The 22,377-nt window shown below is 67.2% G+C and carries 14 protein-coding genes; 7 read left to right on the plus strand and 7 right to left on the minus strand.

All coding sequences use genetic code 11. The features are described 5' to 3' along the window. Positions 1-108: 108 nt before the first annotated feature. Positions 109-1,077 carry an endonuclease domain-containing protein gene (locus tag CVV68_RS13565; protein ID WP_110501546.1) on the plus strand — a complete coding sequence of 323 codons (969 nt, stop codon included), beginning with the start codon at positions 109-111 and terminating at the stop codon, positions 1,075-1,077. Positions 1,078-1,581: 504 nt separating this feature from the next. Here CVV68_RS13565 and CVV68_RS13570 read toward each other — a convergent pair. The 5 genes from CVV68_RS13570 to CVV68_RS13590 form a co-directional block, all read right to left on the minus strand. Beyond that, entirely contained in the window at positions 1,582-3,048 is a 1,467-nt protein-coding gene (locus CVV68_RS13570; protein WP_245933531.1) for an MFS transporter, read from the minus strand. A 301-nt stretch (positions 3,049-3,349) separates the two neighbouring features. Continuing rightward, the gene (locus CVV68_RS23500; protein ID WP_170133173.1) at positions 3,350-3,844 is read right to left on the minus strand and encodes a putative endonuclease domain-containing protein; all 495 of its coding nucleotides are present in this window, start codon (positions 3,842-3,844) and stop codon (positions 3,350-3,352) included. Between the two features lie 657 nt (positions 3,845-4,501). Next, positions 4,502-6,064 carry an NAD-dependent epimerase/dehydratase family protein gene (locus CVV68_RS13580; RefSeq protein ID WP_438502642.1) on the minus strand — a complete coding sequence of 521 codons (1,563 nt, stop codon included), beginning with the start codon at positions 6,062-6,064 and terminating at the stop codon, positions 4,502-4,504. Beyond that, positions 6,061-8,868: an alpha/beta fold hydrolase gene (locus tag CVV68_RS13585; protein ID WP_245933532.1), complete on the minus strand. Its 2,808-nt coding sequence runs from the start codon at positions 8,866-8,868 to the stop codon at positions 6,061-6,063. Before CVV68_RS13585 ends, CVV68_RS13580 begins: the two co-directional genes overlap by 4 nt. Beyond that, positions 8,862-9,887 (minus strand): 3-oxoacyl-ACP synthase III, encoded by a 1,026-nt coding sequence (locus CVV68_RS13590; protein WP_211320840.1) that lies wholly within the window; start codon positions 9,885-9,887, stop codon positions 8,862-8,864. The genes CVV68_RS13585 and CVV68_RS13590 overlap by 7 nt, the downstream gene beginning before the upstream one ends. 252 nt (positions 9,888-10,139) lie before the next feature. Between CVV68_RS13590 and CVV68_RS13595 the strand changes: the two genes are divergently transcribed. Together CVV68_RS13595 and CVV68_RS13600 are read left to right on the plus strand one after the other, a co-directional pair. Beyond that, complete coding sequence (locus tag CVV68_RS13595) at positions 10,140-13,862, plus strand: chromosome segregation SMC family protein (protein ID WP_211320841.1); 3,723 nt, start codon at positions 10,140-10,142, stop codon at positions 13,860-13,862. Positions 13,863-14,159: 297 nt separating this feature from the next. Beyond that, the gene (locus tag CVV68_RS13600; RefSeq protein WP_110501549.1) at positions 14,160-14,675 is read left to right on the plus strand and encodes a flavin reductase family protein; all 516 of its coding nucleotides are present in this window, start codon (positions 14,160-14,162) and stop codon (positions 14,673-14,675) included. A 141-nt stretch (positions 14,676-14,816) separates the two neighbouring features. On the opposite strand, the gene CVV68_RS13605 is transcribed toward CVV68_RS13600, so the two are convergent. Next, positions 14,817-16,112 carry an MFS transporter gene (locus CVV68_RS13605; protein WP_438502643.1) on the minus strand — a complete coding sequence of 432 codons (1,296 nt, stop codon included), beginning with the start codon at positions 16,110-16,112 and terminating at the stop codon, positions 14,817-14,819. Positions 16,113-16,171: 59 nt separating this feature from the next. Between CVV68_RS13605 and ftsY the strand changes: the two genes are divergently transcribed. From ftsY to CVV68_RS13625, 4 genes are all read left to right on the plus strand, one after another. Beyond that, on the plus strand, positions 16,172-17,377 hold the full coding sequence (gene ftsY, locus CVV68_RS13610; protein WP_110501550.1) for a signal recognition particle-docking protein FtsY: 1,206 nt from the start codon (positions 16,172-16,174) through the stop codon (positions 17,375-17,377). Positions 17,378-17,575: 198 nt separating this feature from the next. Next, positions 17,576-18,931: an ammonium transporter gene (locus CVV68_RS13615; RefSeq protein ID WP_110501551.1), complete on the plus strand. Its 1,356-nt coding sequence runs from the start codon at positions 17,576-17,578 to the stop codon at positions 18,929-18,931. Next, a complete protein-coding gene (locus tag CVV68_RS13620) occupies positions 18,928-19,266 on the plus strand; it encodes a P-II family nitrogen regulator (protein ID WP_110501552.1) in 339 nt (112 codons plus the stop codon). The genes CVV68_RS13615 and CVV68_RS13620 overlap by 4 nt, the downstream gene beginning before the upstream one ends. A gap of 383 nt (positions 19,267-19,649) precedes the next feature. Continuing rightward, positions 19,650-20,486: a putative endonuclease domain-containing protein gene (locus tag CVV68_RS13625; RefSeq protein ID WP_110501553.1), complete on the plus strand. Its 837-nt coding sequence runs from the start codon at positions 19,650-19,652 to the stop codon at positions 20,484-20,486. Positions 20,487-20,726: 240 nt separating this feature from the next. Here the strand turns inward: CVV68_RS13625 and CVV68_RS13630 are convergent, their stop codons facing one another. Next, the gene (locus CVV68_RS13630) at positions 20,727-22,127 is read right to left on the minus strand and encodes a glucose-6-phosphate dehydrogenase (protein WP_211320845.1); all 1,401 of its coding nucleotides are present in this window, start codon (positions 22,125-22,127) and stop codon (positions 20,727-20,729) included. Positions 22,128-22,377 lie beyond the last annotated feature (250 nt).

Below are 22,377 nucleotides of genomic sequence, written 5' to 3' on the forward strand. Positions count from 1 at the left end.
GCGAACACCAGCACACGTGGGTGCTGCAAGGGCCTGTAAGGGGCACGTTATCCACAATCGGGGGCAAGCCCCTTGAACCTGATCGGAATCCCTTCCAGACTCATAGGCATGGACAAGTCGATTGTTGAGACGACCTTTCGCAGCCTCTGGCCGCGGGATCGTTTCGTGGCCACGGCGGGGCAGCTGCAGGCAGCGGGCCTGGGACCAAAGTTCGTCTCGGACGGTGTCCGGCTGGGCCTCCTGGTCCGGTTGCGACGGGGAGTCTACATTCCGCGTAACAGGTGGACAGAAAAGCCTCCGTGGCAGCAGGCCAAGATCAACCTTGCTGCGCACATTGCCGCTTCCCGGGGATCACTTGTCTACACGTGCTTCAGCGCTGCCAGGCTTCACGGTTTGCACGTTTGGGACTGCTCACTGGACATCCACGTAAACGTCCGGTACAGGTCATCGCCAGGCAAAACGGCCGGTGACGTGAAAGTCCACAGCCTTGAGATTCCTGCTGGCGATGTGGTCCGCAGGCACTTTTCCGGCGTCGGCACCGCGAACTTAAGTAGCTTATCCCGCACGGTTCTGGACTGTGCCGTGGACGCGCCGTTCGCACAGGCTGTTGTCATAGGCGATTCCGCACTGCACCGTGGCCTGACAATGGGGGAGCTGAATGCCGCACTGCTGGCAATGCAGGGACGGAAGGGAACCAAGCGGGCCGGCCGGGTGGTGCATGCCTTGAACGCGCTGTCCGAATCGGCGGGAGAAACCCGAACGCGCCTGATCATGATCGATCTGCCCATTCCGCGACCCGAGCTGCAGATCAAACTGATCGTTGACGGCCGCGAATACCGGCCGGACTTTGCCTGGCGTGAGGTAAAACTCATCGTGGAGTTCGACGGCAACACCAAATACTTCGACTATGAACCCACCGCTGAGGCCTTGATCAAGGAGCGCGAACGCGAAAGTGCGCTGATGGAACAAGGGTGGACATTTGTCCGCCTCAAATGGAAACACCTGGGCAACCCCGACCAGGTCAGGGCCAGAATTCTGGCCGCCTATGACAGGGCAGCCGGGGCACAAGCTGCTTAGGGATATGAGGTGAGGATAGTTGGGGTCTCCTGCCCGTCCGGGCGGCCATTATCGCCGGGCGGTCGTGCAGGAGAGGCCCGCCAGACCACGTTGGTGCTGGTCTTCGACGTTGGTGCTGGTCTTAGCTGCTGGACCGGTAGTTACATCGGCCTTTTGGGAGCTAACACCAGCTCCACAGGCATAATGGTTGCCAGCCCCGGCAGTCGCGACCTTCCGGGCTGCCGAACCCGGCAGTCGCGGCGACAAGGCTTGCCGCTGTTCCATTGAAGTGCTCTGGCAGTCGCACCTGCCGTCACGGTGCTGCCGCGGCCCGGGTGGCAGTTGCACCTGCCGTCACGGTGCTGCCGCGGCCCGGGTGGCAGTTGCGCCTGCCGTCACGGTGCTGCCGCGGCCCGGGTGGCAGTTGCGCCTGCCGTCACTGCGCTGCCCAGCCCGGGCGGCAGTTGCGCCTGCCGTCACGGTGCTGCCGCGGCCCGGTGGCGAGGTACCGCAACGCCTGGGGGCTCAGGCGGAGACTACCTCGTAGTTGTCTTCGGCGTCGACGTCCTTGCCGGTGGGGTCCCACTTGATCAAGGCAATGGCCAGGGTGCCCAGGAGGGGCGCCATGGCGATCACCCAGAACACATTGGTGCCCATGGTGGTGGCCAGGATGGGGAACGCGATCAGGGAAACGATGGAGAATGACCGCTGGACGGCCTGGTTAAAGCCCACGCCCACTCCGCGCAGCGACGTTGGGTAGCTGAGCGTCGAGTAGGACATCAGCTGTGCGCCCGGTCCCATGGCCTGGAAGAAAATGAACACCGCCAGCATCATGACGGCGAAGATCACCAGGGCGCTGCTGGGGATGCCCAGCAAGGCCAGCACCAGCAGCGAGGCAGATTGCACGGCGAAGCCAATCAATGCCAGCTTCCTTGAGCCCCAACCCGACACCAGGGCCACACCCAGCAGGCCGCCACCGACACCAAAGCCGAAGTTGATGACCAATGCGGAAATGATGGTCACCAGCGGCCCCTGATGGAACAGGTTTGAGATGATCAGCGGCGTGCCGTAGGCCACCGCGTTGTAGCCAAAGGTGGAAAACACACTCACGCAGAGGGCGGCGATGGTGCGGATACGGTAGCGCGGGGAGAACAGCACAGCGAAGGACTTTGCCGATGCCTTGGGCGGCACCGCCAGATCCCATTCCTGCTTGGGCGCAAGCACGGCAGCAACGTTGTATTTGGTGCGCAGGATGTCGACGGCGCCCACCAGGTCGCCCTGATTGGCCAGCCACTGCGGGGACTCGGCCAGGTACTTGCGCCGCACCAGCAGCACCACGACGGCGGGAACTGCGCCGAAGCCCACCACGTAGCGCCACAGGTGGTCGTACTGGGCGGCCGGCAGGCCCAGGAACAGGATCAGCACTATGACGTAGCCGATTCCGGTGGCCGCATACCAGGCCGGCGACCACGAATTCACCCGCTGTGTGCGGTTCCCCTTGCCGCGGAGGCGGGAGAATTCCGCCAGGAAGGCCATGGCCACCGGAAGGTCAAGGCCCACGCCGATTCCCATAATGATGCGGAAGAAGATCAGGGTTTCAACGTTGGGGGACAGTGCGCAACCAATTGCGGCAATCACGAAGAACACCATGTCCGCCATGAACAGGCGGTACCGGCCAAAGCGGTCCACCAGGTAGCCGCCGCCGAGGGCGCCAATCACAGCACCGATAAAGATTGCGGCGTTAACCAGACCGGTCATGAAACCGGTCAGGCCGAACTCCACCTTAATCTGGGTGATCCCGAATGCCAGCGACGAAAAGTCGTAGGCGTCCATGAAGATTCCGCCAAGCGCCAAAATGACGACGGCGAACGCGCCCTTTTGCGGTCCCTGCTGGTAGGACAGTGCGGCTGCGACGTCTTTGGCCGAACGAATGACTACCGAGAGGGGGGTGGAGGTGGTGGTTGTGGTTGCTTTGTTTTCAGAAATTGGCACTTGGTCAAATTATCTCCTGGCAGCGTCCGGCACCAAGATGCCCGGTAACATGCGGTTGTGAAGGTGAAATATCGTAACGGGGTGGTATAGGGTCGTGCTCCGGCGTTTCTGTCCCGGCGCGGTCAGGCCCGGTTTCGGTAGTGCTCAGCCTGCATGGCCAGGCCCTCATCAATGGAGACGGACGGTGTCCAGCCCAGCACGGACTGGACGTGTACCTTGATTACGAGTGCTGTAGTTGGCCACGGAAATCCCTATGTAACCATGCAACTCGCAGCTGAGGTCAGCAGTACCGTCACAAGATTCATGATGCGGCAGCCTGCTGGGCCGTCAGGTAGGCCTTCATGATCCGCGCTTTCAACAATTCCGGGTTGTTCAGGTGCTTCCATTTCAAACGGATGAACCGCCAGCCCTCTTCGATTAAGGCATTTTCCCGCTCCCGCTCGTCGATCAGCGCCTCGGATGTGGGCTGGTAGTCGAAATACTTGGTGTCGCCATCAAATTCGAGGATCAACCGGATCCCCCGCCACACGAAGTCCACCCGGTATGTGCCACTGCTGGTGGCAAGACTTACTTGGAGTTCGGGCTGCTCGATGGGCAGCTCCGCCACTATCAGCCGGGTTCGGGTTTCGCCCGCCGATTCGGACAAGCGGTTCAAGGCAGCGAGGGCGTGCCGTGCGCGCTTGATACCGCGCCGGCCATCGGACGCGTTCATCAGCGCTTCAAGGTCAGGCAATGCAAGCCCGGCATGCAGGGCCGAATCGCCAATGACGACGGCCTGTTCGAGCGTTGCCTTCATGGCGCACTCCAGGACTGTACGCTGCAGGTTGGTGTAGCTGGCCAGCCCAACACCGGGAATGAGCCGCTGGACTACATCGCCGGGCACCAACGCGGTGAAGTGCAGGGCAACGTCCCGCGATGTCCGTGATGGAGAAGATCTGTACGCCGCGCTGACATGGATGAGCCTGGAGCTGTTCCAGAGGTGCAGTCTGTGCAGGCGGGCTGCGCTGAAATGCGAGTACACCTGTTGGCCATTTGTAGCGGCAAGGTGGCCTGACAGCACCAGCTTGTCCTGTTCCCATGGCCTTCGTCCATTCCACTTGTGCGCGGGAATGTAGACGCCGCGCCTCAACCGATGGATCAGGCCAAACTGCAGGCCAGCTCCAATCATTCTCGTATCCAGCCCGGCGTTCAGCAACTGTCCCGTGGTAGCCACCAACCGCCCCGCGGGCCAAAATCGCTCAAATGTGTTCTGTGCAATTATCCTGTCCATGGGTCGATTGTGGAAGAGGATAATGCAGCGAACAACGGGGTTGCACCGCATATTGGTGAATCTGTGGATAAGTCGGGCGCTGAGCGTTGCCAGTCCTAAGTTCTTTTGCTGACTATTGCCGCGAGATGCATGGTTGCCCGGGGAAAATTGCGGCTAATGGCAGAAGTCGCGTCCGCGTGCTTCTTAGCGTTGCGCCCGATAGTATGCCGCCAGCTTGGCCAGGCCCTCATCAATGGAGACGGACGGCGTCCAGGCCAGCACGGACTGGGTGTGCCGCTGGTCAAACCAGTGGGCCGTGGAAAGCTGCTCGGCCAGGAAGCGGGTCATCGGCGGTTCGTCGTGGACCCAGCCACGAGTCCCGGCCGCCGTCCACGCCTTTTCAATGACGGAACCGGCCCCGCGGGCCAGCCAGCCCGGCACCGAATAACCCGGAGCGGGCACCCCAGCGGCGGCACAGATCCCGGCGATCAGCTCTCCCACGGGACGCGGCTCGCCGTTGGTCACCACCAGGGCCTGGCCGTGGGCGTACTCCATGCGCTCGAGCCCGCGCACAATCGCCCCGGCGGCGTTGTCCACGTACGTGGTGTCGATCAGTGCCCGGCCGCCGTCGAGCAGCGGAAGCCGTCCGGCCCGCGCCCGTTCCACCACGCGCTCAACCAGCTGCGTGTCACCGGGTCCCCACACAATGTGCGGACGGATGGCGGTGACCCTGAATGCGGGGGAGTCCTCGGCCAGCGCCAACTGCTCCGCGGCGGCCTTGGACCGCGCGTAAAAGCCGCGGGCCAGGTCCGGGTTGGCCGGGCCGGCACCGGCGCCCACAATTGAGGAGCCAAAGTGGGCCACGGATGGTGAGGACACAAAGACGAAGTCGTGTACACCGGCATGCTGCGACGCGGCCAGGAGCTGGCGGGTGCCGACTATGTTCGTGGACACAAAGTCCGTCCACTCGCCGGTGAACGACACCTTCGCGGCCAAGTGAATGACAGCGTCAACCCCGGCAACGGCACTGGCGGCGACGTCGGGATCCGCCACCGAGCCCTGGACCGACTCCCACGGATCGCGCACGGCGCTGCGCTGCAGCGTGCGCACCGCGTATCCGCGCTCATGCAAAAGCTGGGCTACGGCCCGCCCCAGCAATCCGCTGGTGCCGGTCACCAGCACGCGGCGGGCGGTCCCTGGCTGGCCGGCGGCCGCCGCGGCGGCTTCCGTGAAGGCATTCACGGCGGCCGCTGAGGAGGCTGCAGAGGTGGCGTTCCCCGTGACTGCCGCGGAACCCTGCGTCGTCCCGGCCGCCGCGGCGGCTTTCGTGAAGGCATTCACGGCGGCCGCTGAGGAGGCTGCAGAGGTGGCGTTCCCCGTGACTGCCGCGGAACCCTGCGTCGTCCCGGCCGCCGCGGCGGCTTTCGTGAAGGCATTCACGGCGGCCGCTGAGGAGGCTGCAGAGGTGGCGTTCCCCGTGACTGCCGCGGAACCCTGCGTCGTCCCGGCCGCCGCGGCGGCTTTCGTGAAGGCATTCACGGCGGCCGCTGAGGAGGCTGCAGAGGTGGCGTTCCCCGTGACTGCCGCGGAACCCTGCGTCGTCCCGGCCGCCGCGGAGGGCGCAGCATTCGGGGAACCGGAGGCTGCCGAGGTGGCGTTCACTGTAACTTCCCCGGAACCCGGCTGCGCCGTCCCCGCCGCGGACTCGGGTGAGGCGGAGGGCGCAGAATTCGGGGAGCCCTGGACCGCCGTCGAACGCCTGCTCACGGCCGGCCCGCTTTCTCCCCGGCCAGCATGCGCGACGCCCAAGCGGCCAGCTTGGCACGGTCGATCTTGGAGTTGTGCCGGATGTCGGTGGGCATGGCGTCGATGGCCAGGACGGCGGCCAGTTCCAGCCCCGACCCGGCGCAGGCCTCCCGGACCGCCGTGGCCAGCGCGGGGGCGGCCAAACCGGAGTGTTTCGCGGGAGGTGCAGTTTCGACAATCGTCACGGCCACCTGCGCCCCGGCCGGTCCCACGCCCACGACGGCGGCCCTCGCCACGCCCGCCACCCGCTCCGCGGCCTGTTCCCCGGCCACGGGGGTCCGGACGCCGCCGGCAGTGGTCAGCAGGTGCGCCATGCGGCCCTCCACCCAGAGGCGGCCGCCGGAATCGAGGTGGCCGACGTCGCCGCTGCGGTGCCAGCCCGGGATGGACGTGCTTTGTTCCTGCGTGATCCACAGGCGGTCGTAGCGTTCCTTCACGTGCGGGGCCCTGACCAGGATCTCGCCGGTGACACCGGCCTGCGTGGTCGGCTCCGGATCCACGGAGCCGTCAGGGGCGACCGGCGCAATGGCCACGGAGGCGCCGCTCACGGGGACGCCGACGCAGACCCCGTTGCCGTCGCCGGCAGCGCGGATGCCGGCCAGGCTGATGTCCGTCACGGGCAGCGCCTCTGTCATGCCGTACGGTGTGTGGAGCTCAGCGTTCGGCGCCAGCTCCTGCACCCGTGCCAACAGCGGTTCGGCCAGCGGCGCCCCCGCCGAAAGCACAAGTTCGACGCCGGACAGGGCGGTTTTGTGTTTTGGCGCCAGTTCCGCAGCGGTCGCGAGAACGTTGACCAGCGCGGCCGGGGAAGCGAAGACCACCGTGGCGTTGATGGCTGCCGCCGCGTCCGCCAAGGCCGTGGCGGTCAGGGTGCGCGGGGCCGTGACATCCATGTCCGGGGTGACGGACGTGGCGCCCAGGGCCGGGCCCAGCAGCGCAAACGGTGCGAAGCCGGCCACCAGTGCAGTCCCGGCTTCCAGCTTGTAGGTGGCCTTGAGGGTGTCACGCATGGCGGCCAGCCGGCGGTGCGTGTACACGACTCCCTTGGCCGGGCCCGTGGAGCCGGAGGTGAACAACACCGCGGCGTCGTCGTCCGGGGCGGCGGTCTCAAGAACGGGGGCGGAAGCTGCCAGCCGCATGGCGCGGCCGTTGGCCATCAGCTCCGGAAGCGTGGCAGCCACGGACAGCAGCCTGCGCTTGACCGAATCCGTTGCGGGGGTGAAGTCGTCGGCGCTTATCCCTACGCCGGGCCAGTTGTAGATCCGGGCACCGGTGAGCGCGCGTTCAATGCCGATCAGCCAGGCCGGGCCTGCACCCTTGATGGCGCGGCCCATGCCCTTGGTGCCGAGGCCGGCGTCGGCCACCACGATGACGGCGCCCAGGCTCAGGCAGGCATAAATGAGCGTGGTCAGGGTGATGCCCGGCGGCACCAGCAGGCTGATGCGGTCGCCTCTCCTGACGCCGAGGTCTGCCAGGCCGGTGGCGAGGTCGTCAACGTCCCGGGCGAGGGCTGCCCACGACACGGAACGGGAGGCGGGTCCCGCGGGGACCCGGCCGGCGGCTGGCAGCATGTCCACAATGGCAACTGAACCGTCCCCGCGGCGGGCATCCAGCTCCGCCAGCATGGGGCGGTAGTCGGCGGTGGCGGCGTGACCGGGCCTCGACGGGGCCCGGCTGAAGGAGGTGCCGGATCCCGTTCCCTCACTGCCCGCAAGTTCGTGTCGGGGCCGTCGCGGCCGTGGGCCCACGGCCAGGTCCACGCCTGCGGGGCCCGCTGCCGGCCCACCGGCGGGAAGGACGTTCTTCGCCAGCCAGTCAAAGACGGGGGTGGCAATGTCGCGGTCCTCCTGGACCAGGTGGCTTGCGCCCTCGAAGCGGTGGACGTCGGCCTGCGGCATCCTCTCAAGCAGGTCGCGCAGGTAGCGGTCGGAAAACACCGGATCCCTGGGTCCCCACATTATGAGCGCGGGAACGTCCAGGGTGCGGATGCCCGAGGACACGGAGTCCAGGGCAGCCCACGAGGGATGGGACTCTGAGGCGGGGATGTCCGCCACAAAGTTGCCCACCCCGGCGCGGCGCGGCGCAGTGCGGTACGGGGCCATGAACGCGGCGCGGACCTCGGGGGCAAGGGCGGGCTGCGCGAGGCTGTGCGTGACGCGCAAAAACGCGGCCGACGTCGTCGTGCCCCACTTGTGGACGGCGGGGTGGAGGGCCAGCGTCAGCGCCGGCGGGAGGGAAAAGCCCGCGGGGTGGACCGCGGTGTTGGTGAGCACCACGCCGGCCAGCTGGCCGCGGTGGCGGGTGGCCCAGCCCAGGGAGATGACGCCGCCCCAGTCGTGGCCCACCGTGACAACCGGCCCGGCCAGGCCAAGGGCCGCGGTCAGGTCGCCAAGGTCGGTGATGCGGTCCTCGAGGCGGCGGAAGGTGCCGGTGCGTTCGGAAAAGCCCATGTCCAGCTGGTCGACGGCGATGACCCGCCACGGGCCGCCGGCTGCCAGGGTGGCGGCGGACGTGGCGCCGGCCAGCAGCGTGCGCCACAGATAGGACCAGGTCGGGTTGCCGTGCACGCACAGCAGGGTGCCAACAGCCTCGCGCCCGGTCGCCTCGACGTCGTCGGCGTTGTCCAGAAAGTGCCACTGGCGGCGGGTGCCCGGGGCGTCCACGGCGGCGGTGGACGGCACCGCCAGCGTGCGGCGCCAGGACGCGCGGACGCCGGGCCAGGGTCCTGAATCGGGGGAAGAAGCAGCCAAAACCCCTGCTACCACGCAATCTCCATCATGGCGGTGTTCAGGCCGGAGCCCACGCCCATGCAGAGCACGCGGTCGCCCGGGCTGAGCGTCTGGGCTTCCTGGGCCAGGGTCATCGGCAGGGAAGCCGGCCCCACATTGCCCCACTTCGGGAACGTGATGGGCACCTTGCTGCGGACCAGGTCCACGGCCTTGATGATGGCATTGGTGTAGGAGGTGGAGACCTGGTGCGTGACGTAGCGGTCCATCCTGCGCCAGTTCCACCCGTCGGTGTGGGCCTCGTCCCAGGCGTCGGTAACCAGTTCCAGGCCGTTGTCGAGCAGGCCCTTGGTGTCGGTGAACATGCCGTCCGGGCCGCCCACGCACAGTTCGTGGTGCGAGGTGCCGGCACGCGAAACGCCGCCGAGGATGCGGTGGCCGCCGGGGTGGGCGTCCGCCGGGCCGATGACGGCGGCCGCGGCGCCCGAGCCCAGCGTCAGGGTGGCGAACTCGCGCAGGTAGTCCTCGCGGGTGGACGATTCGGCGTTCAAGCGGCGGAAGGTGGTCTCCTGGGTGGTCTGGGCGTCCTCGCCGGCCACGATGAGGGCGTACTTGATCTGGCCGGAATCGATCATGTTCGCGGCCAGCGTGATGCCGTTGACAAAGCCCAGGCACGCGTTGGCCAGGTCAAAGTTCAGGGCCGACGACGGCAGGCCCAGCCCGTTGTGGATCTTCACGGCCACGGACGGCTCAAGGTTGCGGCGGGTCACGGAGGTGTTGATGAGCAGGCCGATTTCCCCGGCCTCAATCCCCGCCTCGGCAAGTGCCTTGGCGCCTGCCTCGATGGCGGCGTCGTCAAAGTCCGTCCCCGGGGCCCACCAGCGGCGCTCCTGGACGCCGGCAACGCGTTCGAGCAGCCGCTTGGAGAGCCTCAGGCGTTTCAGGCTCGGGGCCAGGCGCTCGTCAAAGTCGGCGGAACTGACCACCACCGGGGCCTCCACGCTGGTGACGGCGAGTAAGGCGCTGTTGTGGTGACGAAAAGTCGCGTTGCCGATCAAATTCCAGCCTTTTTCTTCTGTGTGCGTACTGTATCCGGGTACCGAAAGTCCGGGTGTTGACGGCCGCGGCCGGGGCATGCTTGTGCCTTAGTCCCCGCCCCGACATCAAACCTCAAGCTTAACTATGCACCTTATGATGGGTTTGACGCACATGCACCGCGGTGCATACATGTGGGAAACTTCCCCGGCAAACATCGAATCCACGGTAGATTGGCTAGTGAAAACCGCCCCGGCGCAGGAGTAGAAAACAGTTTGCATCTAAAAAGTCTGACCGTGCGCGGATTCAAGTCGTTCGCCTCGGCCACCACCTTCGACTTTGAGCCGGGAGTGACGGCCGTGGTGGGACCGAACGGCTCCGGCAAGTCCAATGTGGTGGACGCCCTGGCCTGGGTTATGGGCGAGCAGGGCGCCAAGACCCTGCGCGGCGGCAAAATGGAGGACGTCATCTTTGCCGGCACCTCGGGGCGCCCGCCGCTGGGCCGCGCCCACGTGGCACTGACCATTGACAACGCCGACGGCGCCCTGCCGATCGAATACTCCGAGGTCACCATCTCCCGGACCCTGTTCCGCACGGGCGGTTCGGAGTACGCCATCAACGGCACCTCCTGCCGGCTGCTGGACATCCAGGAACTGCTCTCCGATTCCGGCCTGGGCAAGGAAATGCACGTCATAGTCGGCCAGGGCCAGCTGGACAAGGTGCTGCACGCCACGGCCGAGGATCGCCGCGGCTTCATTGAGGAGGCGGCCGGCATCCTCAAGCACCGCCGCCGCAAGGAAAAGACGCTGCGCAAGCTCGATGCCATGTCCGCGAACCTGGCCCGGCTCAGCGACCTGACCGGTGAAATCCGCCGCCAGCTCACCCCGCTGGGCAAGCAGGCCGCCGTGGCCCGCCGGGCCCAGGCCGTGCAGTTTGACGTCCGCGATGCCCGCGCCCGCTTGCTGGCCGACGACCTCCACACCCTGACCACCGCCGTCGAACGTGACGAGGCCGCCGAGCAGGCGCTGAAGGCCCGGCGTGAACAGGTGGAGGCGGACCTGGCGACGGGGCGGGCGCAGCAGGCCGAGCTGGAGCAGCAGGCGGCAGCGGCCACGCCCGTGCTCAACGCCGCCCGGGACACCTGGTACCAGTTGTCTGCCACGCAGGAAAAACTGAAGTCGCTGGGCGTGCTCGCCGCTGAACGGCACCGCCACCTGGGCGCCGCGGAGACCGCGCCGGACGCCAGTCGCGACCCGGACCGGCTCGCGGAGCAGGCACAGCGGCTGCGCACCGAAGAGGCGGAGCTGGACCTGGCGCTGGAGGAGCGGCGGATCGGGCTGGAGACGGCCATGGAAATCAAGGAGGACGTGGAGGGCGCCGTCCGCGCCGAGGAGCAGCGTGTCCGGGAACTGCTGCGGGCCACCGCGGACCGGCGCGAAGGCCTCGCCAAGCTGGCCGGCCAGGTCGCCGCAGCCCGGTCCCGCGTGGAGTCCGCCGAGGCCGAAATTGGCCGCCTGCACCAAGGCAAGGCGGCTGGCGCCGACCGGCAGGGTGTTGCGGCCCGGGAGTTTGCGGCGCTGGAGTCCCAGGTGGCCGGCGTGGAGGAGGGCGAGGAGCGGCTCGACGCCGACTACGAACAAGCCGCCGCCACCCTGGCCGGCATTGACGCGCAGATCGAAGAGCTGACGGCCGCCCAGCTGGCCGCCGAGCGGGAGCGCGATTCCCTCACCGCCCGCCGGGACGCACTGGCCGTGGGCCTGCTGCGCAAGGACGCATCCGCGCAGCTGCTCGCCGCCGGCCTGCCGGGCGTCCTCGGCGCCGTGGCGGAGCTGCTCACGGTTTCGTCCGGACATGAGACCGCCATCGCAGCAGCCCTGGGAGCCGCGGCTGAGGGCGTGGCGGTCTCGTCCCCGGACGTGGCCGTGGCCGCGCTGGAGCGCATCAAGACGGACGACGGCGGACGGGTCACCCTGGTGGTGGCGGGCGGCCCGGTGCCGGGCTCCGCCGTGGAGGAAGGCTCCGTGGCGGGCCCGGTGCCGGGATCCGCCGTGGAGGAAGGTGCCGTGCCGGGATCCGCCCGGCCGGAATCTGCCCTCCAAGGAAAAGCAGCTTCGCCCGTGCTGGCGGGCGAGGTGTCGGCGGCCGTGGCCGCGGTGGAGGGGGCAGGCGTCGGGCGGGCACAGGTCAACGGCCCGGATGAATTGGGTGCAGTGCTGGACGTGCTGCTGGACGGCGTGGTGCTGGTGCCCGACCTTGCCCGGGCACAGGACGTGTTGGTGCGGTTTCCGACGCTGACGGCCGTGACTGCCGACGGCGACGTGCTGGCGGCGTTTTCCGTGCGGGGAGGATCGGCCACGGCCCCGTCCCTGCTGGAACTGCAGGCCGCCGTTGACGAAACGGACACCAGGCTGCGTGCGGCTGCGGCCGAGGGCGAGCGGGCGCGCTTCGCCCTGGCGGCCGCGGCGTCGCAGCGCGTTGGCGCGGCGGATGACGAGGCGGCAACGCTGGCCGCGCTGCACGACTCCGATGCGCGGCTGGCCGCCGTGGCGGAGCGGCTCGGATCGCTGGGCGCCACGCTGCGTTCGGCGGCGGGGGAATCGGAGCGGCACGAGCTGGCCCTGGCCGTGGCCGGCACCAACCTGGAGAAGGAGCAGGCCGCGCTGACGGAGATCGCCGCCCGGCTGGCGTTGGCCCAGGAAGTCCCTGCGGAGGTGGACCCCTCCATGGACGACCGCGATGCACTTGCCGCCCAGGCAACTGCCGCGCGCGCCGTGGAGATGGAATCCAGGCTTTCGCTGCGCAGCACCGAGGAGCAGCTGAACACCGTGCGGAACCGGGCTGCGGCACTGGAACGGGCGGCGGCCACGGAGCGCATGGCCCGGGAACGGGCGGCGCACCGCGCACGGCGGCGCCAGTTTCAGGCGCGGAAGGCGGCCGCTGTGGCCCTGGCCGTGGAGCAGGTCTCGCGGTTTGTGCAGGCATCCATTGAACTGGCCGAGCAGGAGCGTGATGCGGCCCAGGAACTGCGGGCGCAGCGCGAGGTCGAGCTGATGGCCGTTCGGTCGGCGACGCTGGAGCTGGAGGAGGAACTGGCGAAGCTGACCGATTCCGTGCACAGGGACGAGCTGGCCCGGGCCTCGCAACGGCTCCGGATCGAGTCGCTGGAGAACAAGTCGATTGACGAGCTGGGCCTGACGGTTGACCACCTGCTGAAGGAGTACGGGCCGGAGACGCTGGTGCCGCCCAGCCCCGGCGAAGCAACCGACAAGTGGGCCGCGCTGCGCGTTGCCGTGGACGATTCCGGCGACGAAGTTCCCGTGGGCGTGCCGTTTGTGCGCGAGGAACAGGAAAAGCGCCTGAAGCGGGCCGAACGCGACCTGGCTGCCCTGGGCAAGGTCAACCCGCTGGCACTGGAGGAGTTTGCCGCGCTGGAGGAACGCCACCAGTTCCTCTCCACACAGCTGGAGGACCTCAAGTCCAGCCGCAAGGACCTGATGGACATCATCAAGGAAGTGGACCAGCGGGTCGAGGAAGTGTTCACTGCCGCCTATGCGGACACGGCCGTGCAGTTTGAGCGCGTCTTCGGCCGGTTGTTTCCGGGCGGCGAGGGCAAGCTGGTGCTGACCGACCCGTCGGACATGCTCAACACCGGCATTGAGGTGGAGGCCCGCCCGGCGGGCAAGAAGATCAAGCGGCTCTCGCTGCTCTCCGGCGGCGAACGGTCGCTGACGGCCGTGGCCCTGCTGGTGGCCATCTTCAAGGCCAGGCCGTCGCCGTTCTATGTCATGGATGAGGTGGAGGCCGCCCTGGACGACACCAACCTGGGCCGGCTCATTACCCTCTTTGAGGAACTGCGCGAATCCAGCCAGCTGATCATCATCACGCACCAGAAGCGCACCATGGAGGTGGCCGACGCCCTTTACGGCGTTTCCATGCGCGGCGACGGCGTCTCCACCGTGATCAGCCAGCGCATGGACCGCGCCCCCGCCGAAGCCTGACGCTCCCGTCACTGCCGGGGGTTTTTCGCCTGACGCTCCTGCAGCACTCCCGGCGGCCGAGTCCACGCACAAACTACCCGCCAGCGACGCCAGCGACCTTGAGGACCTCCACCTGGACATGCGCATGGAACTGGTGGTCCAACGGCTGACGGGCCGACGGCGCCGGCGGGTCCGGATTGTTACGCCGCGTCTCGGCAGATTGAGCGGCATTGAGCCGTGTTTCGAGGCATTGCATATGCTTTTCAAGAAGCGTTGCCTGCGTGATTGTGTGGGTTTACCGCCTCGAAAGGATCAATCATGACACCGACACCACCCGTCAGCCCCGGCAAGCTGCGCACCGTCCTGGGCCATTTCGCCACCGGCCTGACCATCATCACGGCCACCACCGTAGACGGTCCGGCCGGATTCACCTGCCAGTCCTTCGCGTCGCTGTCGCTGGATCCGGCCCTGGTCACTTTCAGCCCGGCCCGCACCTCCTCCACCTGGCCCCTGCTCCAGGCTGCCGGCCGCTTCACAGTGAACATTCTTCCCGCCGAGCACCAGCACCTGTCCGCGCAGTTTGCCCGTTCGGGCGCCGACAAATTCGCCGGCGTGGGGTACACAGCGTCGCCGCTGGGCAACCCCATCCTGGACCAGGCGCTGGCCTGGGTCGATTGCGAGCTTCAAGACGAGTACGACGGCGGCGACCACACCATTGTGGTGGCTGCGGTCCGGGCGCTGGAAGCCCGGGCCGAGGCCGAGCCGCTGCTGTTTTACAGGGGCGCCTACGCACGGGTGCAGCCTGCCCCGTCCCTCCTGGGCGCCCTGGCGTGATCGTGCCGACCCGCCCGCGGACACCGGCCGGTCGGCCCCGTCGTCTGACCGTCCGTCGTCTGTGTTGCAGATAATGGACCGGTAGGCCCATGCCGGGACGGATTTCGTCCCACAATTGCAACACAGAACGGAGGCGGGCGCTCAGCGCCGGGTCTCCCGCGCGGGCAGCCAGAATAGCAACGCCACGAGTGACACGGCGGTGGCCATCGAGAAGGCAACACCGTAGGAAAAGGTGTCCACGAGGAAGCCGGCGGCGATGGGCCCGATGATGGCCCCGAAGTCGGAGGTCATCTGGAACGTGGCCAGGACCTTCCCGCCGGAGCGCCCGTTGCCAATCACGTCCGCCACGGTGGCCTGCTGGGCCGGCCCCATGAGCCCGCTGCCCAGGCCGGCAACCAGTGAAACGGCAAAGAACCAGAAAACGTCGCCGGTAAATCCCAGCACGCCCATGCCGACCCCGTTGACGGCCAGGCCAAGCAGGATCATGGGCTTGCGGCCCCAGGTGTCGGCGAGCTTGCCGGAGAACATCAAGGCAACACCGGTGCCAATGGCGAAGACCGCCAGCGAGATGCCGGCCACCTCGGGCCCCGCGCCGAGGGCCGCCGTGGCGAACAGCGGCACCAGTGCCATGCGGATCCCAAACGCCGACCACCCGTTGGCAAAGCTTGACGTCAGCACCGCCCGGTAGGCTGGGACCCCCAGGGCCGTCCGCAGCAGGAGCGGCTCCTGGCCGGGTTTTTCCAGGCCCGACGCCGGACCCGCACCTTTCGCCCGCGCCAGGCCCGACGCCGGACCCGCACCTTTCGCCCGCGCCGGACCCGTGCCGGTCGCGGCTCCGACTGCCGGCAGCTGCGTGGCCACCAGCAGCGCCACCAGAAGCAGCGCCCCGGCGTACACCAGGAACGGCAGCTGCAGGCCAAAGCCTGCCAGCAGGCCGCCGGCGGCCGGGCCGGTGATGTTGCCCAGCAGGAAGGACCCGGCGTAAAGGCTGGAAACCCTGCCGCGGGCCTGAGGGGGAGCGAGCCGGATCAGCAGGCCCATTGCGGAGACGGTGAACATGGTGGAGCCGATGCCGCCCAGGCCCCGGAACAGCAGCAGCTGCCAATAGTTTTGGGCAAAGGCGCAGGCGGCAGAGGACGCCGCGACGATCAGGATCCCCAGGATGTACGTGCGCCGCTCGCCCAGCCGCTCCACGAGCACGCCGCTGAGCGGGGCAAAGAGCAGGCGGGTGAACGCGAAGACACTGACCACCACGGCGGCCGCGGCGACGCTGACATGAAAACTCTGTGCGAATTGCGGCAGAACGGGCGCCACGATGCCGAAGCCGATGGCAATCAGGAACGCGGCCGCAACGAGGACCTTGATCTCGCGGGGCAGCGTCACGGCGGGGTCGGCAACGCCGGATTCGGGGGCAGGTGTTAGCGGGGACATCAGCATTGAGTTTGCCACAGCCTTGGCCCGCCGTGGACTCCTAGGCCCCGTGAGAGACTGGGACGGTGAACCAAACTCTTGCCATCATCGTGTACATCGTTATTGGGCTTGCCGTCGTCGGAGGCCTCGTCCCTGTCTTCCTGAAGGCCCGGAAGAACTCACAAAACTACACCGGCCCCCGGGACGCCAACGATCCGGCGCCCCTGGATCCGTCGGCGCCGGACCCGGCTGGAGCGGATTCGTCCATGTCGGCCGGCACCCTGCTGGAGGACCGCCCGGAAACCCAGGCTCCGGCGTCGGACCTTGAAATTGTTGAACCGGTTGCACCGTCGGCGCTGGAGACGCCCCTGCCCGCGGAAGGCCGGCTGGTCCGGCTGCGCGCGCGGCTGGCGAAGTCCAACACCGCGCTGGGCAAGGGCCTGCTGGCGCTGCTCTCCGGTGACAAGATTGACGAGGGTGTCTGGGAGGAAGTTGAGGAGACGCTGCTGCTGGCGGACATCGGCACCGATTCCACCATGGAGCTCGTGGACACGCTGCGCGACCGCGTCAAGGTGCTGGGCACCCGCAGTCCCGAGCACGTCCAGGCCATGCTGCGCGAGGAGCTCATCAAGCTGGTCGACCCCACCATGGACCGCAGCCTGAACATCTCCCGCCACGAGGACCGCCCCGCCGTGCTCATGGTGGTGGGCGTCAACGGCGTCGGCAAGACCACCACCGTCGGCAAGCTGGCCCGCGTGTTCGTGGCCGAGGACAAGGATGTGCTGCTGGGTGCCGCGGACACCTTCCGGGCCGCCGCCGCCGAACAGCTGGCCACCTGGGGTGCCCGCGTGGGCGTGCCCACCGTGAAGTCCGACGTCGACGGCGCGGACCCTGCGTCCGTTGCCTTCGAAGCGGTGAAGGCGGGCATCGAGGGCGAAGTTGACGTGGTCATGATTGACACCGCGGGCCGCCTGCAGAACAAGGTGGGCCTGATGGACGAGCTCGGCAAGGTCAAGCGCGTCATTGAAAAGCAGGCCACCGTCGATGAGGTGCTGCTGGTGCTCGACGCCACCACCGGGCAAAACGGGCTGGCCCAGGCAAAGGTGTTCTCCGACGTCGTAAACATCACCGGCATCGTGCTGACCAAGCTGGACGGCACGGCCAAGGGCGGCATCGTGGTGGCGATCCAAAAGTCGCTGGGCGTGCCGGTGAAGCTGGTGGGCCTGGGCGAGGGCGCCGATGACCTCGCGCCGTTTGACGCCGAGAGCTTCGTGGACGCGCTGCTGTCCTAGCGCATCCCCAACCGACGGCGCGTAACGTGCCGGAAACAAAAGCGGCGACAGGATTTAACCTGTCGCCGCTTTTTGTAACACACCGGCAATCTTTGCCGCGCGCTGGCGAAACACGCCCGCGGAACAGTTATAAGTGTCCAGATTGCACAGCCCCAATGGAGCGGCGGCAACACTACTTGCAACGAAAGGCCAGCAACGATGAATACTGGCGATACCGCGTGGGTCCTTGTCTCCGCAGCCCTGGTGCTGCTGATGACACCCGGCCTGGCATTCTTCTACGGCGGCATGACCCGGGCCAAGGGCGTGCTGAACATGATGATGATGAGCTTTGGCGCCATTGCCGTCGTGGGCGTCCTCTGGGTGCTGTTTGGTTACTCGGCGTCGTTCGGGAACGACGTTGGAGGTGGACTTCTGGGTGACCCGCTGCAAAAACTCGGCCTCCAGGGCGTCCTGGCCACCGGCAAGACCCTGCCGCTGGTGGGCACCATCCCGGAAATCGCCTTCGTGGGCTTCCAGGCCGTGTTCGCGATTATCACCGTCGCCCTCATCAGTGGCTCCATCGCCGACCGCGCCAAGTTCGGCGCCTGGATGGTGTTCGCCGCCGTCTGGGTGACCGTGGTGTACTTCCCCGTGGCCCACTGGGTGTTTGACTTCAACAAGGACGCCAACGGCAACAACACGGGCGGCTGGCTCGGCCAGGGCCTGGGCGTCATCGACTTCGCCGGCGGCACGGCTGTCCACATCAACGCTGGTGCCGCCGCCCTGGCCCTGTGCCTGATCCTGGGCAAGCGCAAGGGCTTCGGCAAGGATCCGAGCCACCGCCCGCACAACATGCCGTTCGTGATGCTTGGCGCCGGCCTGCTCTGGTTTGGCTGGTTCGGCTTCAACGCCGGCTCCGCCCTGGGCGCCAACGGAATTGCCGCCTACGCCTGGATCAACACGCTCGCCGCTCCCTGCGCCGCCATCCTCGGCTGGCTCCTGGTGGAAAAGCTCCGCGACGGCCACGCCACCTCACTCGGTGCCGCCTCGGGTGCCGTTGCCGGCCTGGTGGCCATCACCCCCGCCTGCTCCGCCATCACGCCCATGTGGGCCATGGCCCTGGGCCTGCTCGCCGGCGTCGTCTGCGCCATGGCCGTGGGCCTGAAGTTCCGCCTCGGCTTTGACGACTCGCTCGACGTCGTCGGCGTCCACCTGGTGGGCGGCATCATCGGCACCCTGTTCATCGGACTTGCGGCCGATCCCAACGCCCCGGCAGCCGGCCAGGGACTGTTCTACGGCGGCGGATTGGAACTGCTGGGCAAGCAGGCGATCGGCGCCTTCGCCGTCATGCTGTACTCCTTTGTCCTGGCCTACGCCATCGGCTGGATCATCAACAAGACCATGGGCTTCCGCATCTCCTCCGCCCACGAGTCCGCCGGCATCGACATCTCCGTCCACGCCGAATCGGCCTACGACCTCGGCGGCCGGGTCTCCGGCAGCTTCCACCCGATGGATGAGAACTCCGGCTGGCACCAGGCCGCCCCCGTCCACACCAACTCGAAGGTCGACGCATGAAACTGATCACCGCCATCATCCGGCCCGAACAGCTGGACGAGGTCCGCAGCGGCCTGGAAAGCTACGGCGTGCAGGGCTTGACCGTCAGCGGCGCCCACGGCTACGGCCGCCAGCGCGGGCATACCGAGGTCTACCGCGGCGCCGAGTACACCGTGGACCTCCACGCCAAGGTCCGCATTGAGGTCCTCACCTCCGACGAACGCGCCTGGGACCTCATGGACATCATCGTGGCCAACTCCAACACCGGAACCGCCGGCGACGGCAAGGTCTGGATGGTGGAGGTCTTCGAGGCCGTCCGCGTCCGCACCGGCGAGCGGGGCGTTGCCGCCATCTAGCCCTCCGTCTCCCCGCTGAGGTTCGAGATGATGTCCTCCCGCGCTGTTCGAGATGATGGCTGATTGGCCAAGTACGACGCCGGCACTTGAGTGGGCCTTGAAAGCTCACCCGGGTGCCGCGCCGTCCGGTTTGAGACGTGCAACGTCCCACTCTCGTTGAAATTTGCGTTGATGTCATCCAAAGTCGCTGCAGCGGCTGTGGGTGCGGTCATCATCCACAGGCGCTCCCACACTTTCCGCCTGTAGGCCCAGCGAGCTCAACGGGGCGCCAGCCATTGCTCGTGGTCCATTCGCCCCCTCCACAGCCGCGCCGTGCCCTTGGTTGTGCACAAGTTCGACGGCCGGGCTGCCGCTGCCTGGAAGGGTTCGGCACACTGGACGTCATGACCATTCAGGAGATCCGGAAGGCTGACAACGTCGAGAACGCCATCAAGGCGTTTGGCACGGTGGCCAGGCGCAATGAACTGCTGGCGCGCGGATGCACGGCTTGGGAATTGAAACAGGCCGTGGCCGCCGGCACCGTTCAGGCAGTGGCGCGCGGCTACTTTGCACTGCCGGAAGCCGATCCGCTTGATGTTCAGTTTGCCCAACACCAGGCGCGGCGGACTTGCTTCACGAAGGCCGAAGAGCTGGGCCTATGGGTTATCCGGCCCATGCAGCAACCCCACGTCGCGGTGGCGCACGGGCGGCCCGTGCCCGGATGCGTCGTCCACCGGGTCAAGGGTGGGCAGACGCTGACCAACATCATGCGCCAATGCGTCCGCTGCGGAACTCAGGTTGAGGCGTTGACGGTCCTGGAGTCCGCAGTCGTGCTCAAGAAGTGCACGATTGGCCAGCTGCGGAAAGCCTTCTCGGGGCGGGGGGACACAGCCGGGCGGGCCATCGTGGAGATGATCGATCCGCAGTCACAGTCCATCGTTGAACCCGTGGCGCGGTATTACCTGAAGCAGGCAGGCTACAACGTGCAGGGGCAGGCGGCCGTGCGGGGCGTCGGCCACCTCGACCTCCTGGTGGAGGGGATCCTTGGGGTGGAAACGGACGGGGAGCAGTACCACAACACGCCCCGGGGATGGGCCGAAGACCTGCGGCGGGACAACCTGCTCGTCATCGAGGGAATCTGGAAGCTGCGGATTCCGGCAGCCGTGGTGCTCTACCACCCGGAGCTGATGCTGCGATGGGTAAGGCAGGCCCTGGAACGGATCGAATCCTCGAACAAGTGACCCCGGCTGGCACCAGCCGTTTCTTTGTGCGCAGCGCTCCGGGCGAACCGTGCGCATGGTGGAAGCCGGCTTTTTTTGTGCGCAGCGCCAGGGTGCTGGCGCTGCGCCAGTGGACAAGCTGCGCAGACACCGCACCCCGGCAGTGCGCATAAAAAAACTTTCCGTCGCTTATGCGCAGCGGACCGCCGCTGCCGTGCGCAAGGCAAGCGGCATGCCGGGACGGCCAGCGCCCCGGACGGGTTAGTCGTTGCTGGTGGTCCAGTCGGCGGGGCCGGAGGAGCCTGCGGCGTATTCCTCCATCGGGACCGTTCCGTCCTTCCACGCTGCGAATGCCGGCTCCACGATCCGCCAGCAGTCCTCAGCCGTGTCCCCTCGGACGGACAGCAGGGGATCGCCGCTGAGCACGCCCTCCAGAACCTCCCCGTAGGGCAGCAGGGGATCGCTGGCCAGTTCCGTTTCAAGCTGCACGCGGTCCAGGGTGAACAGATCGCCCGGGCCGTTGACATCCAGATCGAGTGTGAGCGAGTCAGGCCCGAAGCCAATGTGCAGGCGGGTGGGAGAGTCGGTGCCGGCGAAGCCGACGGGCAGGTGCGGCACCGGCTTGTAGGTCACCACAGCTTCCTTGCGGTTGCGGCCCAGGGACTTGCCGGAGCGCAGGATGAACGGCACACCGGCCCAGCGCCAGTTGTTGACGTAAACCTCCACCTCGGCCAGCGTCTCGGTGTCATTGGCGGGGTCCACACCCTCCTCGGCCACATAGTCGGGCACCTTGCGCTTTCCGATGGTGCCCTTCGTGTAGCGGGCTCGACGGGTTGATTTGGCATAGTCCGGGTCCGCCGCGTCGCCGATGGTGCTGGCACGCAGCACGGCGGCAATGCTGGAGCGCACGTCCTGCTCGCCCAGCGTTGCCGGCGGCTCCATGGCCATGATGGCCATGATCTGCAGCAGGTGGCTTTGGATCATGTCCTTGCCTGCACCGGCGTGGTCGTAGTAGCGGGCACGGTTTTCCAGCGTCAGGTCCTCGTCAAAGACAATCTCAACCTTTTCGATGTGCTCCCCGTTCCACAACGGTTCCAGCAGCCGGTTGGCAAAGCGCAGGCCCATGATGTTCAGCACCGTGGACTTGCCCCGAAAGTGGTCCACCCGGTGGATGTGGTCCTCGGCGACCAGCCCGGCCAGCGTTTCATTGAGGGCGTGGGCGGACTCGGCGCTGGAACCAAACGGCTTCTCCATCACCAGCCGAGTTTCGGCTGGCAGTTCCTTCTTCTTCACGACTTCACAGGCCTTTTGGCTGATGGCCGGCGGAAGCGCAAAATACAGGGCGACGGGACCTTCCATCGTGGCTAGCAGCTTTCCCAGTGCGCCCTTGGCCGTTACGTCGACCTGATGGTAGCTGCCGTTCTTTTGGACCTTCTTCAGCTCCTTGATGCCAGCCGTGGTGGAGGAACCGCCAGGGGCCAGTGCGTCGGTAAAACTTTCCGTTAGCCGGTCCTGCCACTTCTTCTCCGACCAGTCGTCGCTGCCGGCCCCCACCAAGGTGATGCCGGGCGCGCGCCCCGAGGCGATCAGGCGGGCGACGCCGGGCAGCAGCAGCCGCCCGGTCAGGTCGCCCGAGGCGCCCAGGATGACCAGCGTCTTGATGCGCTCGCCGCCGGAACCGCCGGAACCGCCGGAAGCCGCGGCGGCCCCCGGAGCCGGGGACCCGGCATCGTGCTTGGCAGGCGTCTTGGCAGGGGACTTGCCAGTCGGCTTGCCAGAAGACTTGGCAGAGACCCCGGAGTCGGCGCCCGTTGAAGAGCGGGTCACTGGGCTCGTGGTGGCGGACTGGGGGCTGCGGGTCACACTTGTGGTTTTGGTCACGAACCCAGCATGCCACTTTCGAGCGACGATT

This window comes from Arthrobacter livingstonensis, assembly GCF_003219815.1.
GTDB classification, from domain to species: domain Bacteria; phylum Actinomycetota; class Actinomycetes; order Actinomycetales; family Micrococcaceae; genus Specibacter; species Specibacter livingstonensis.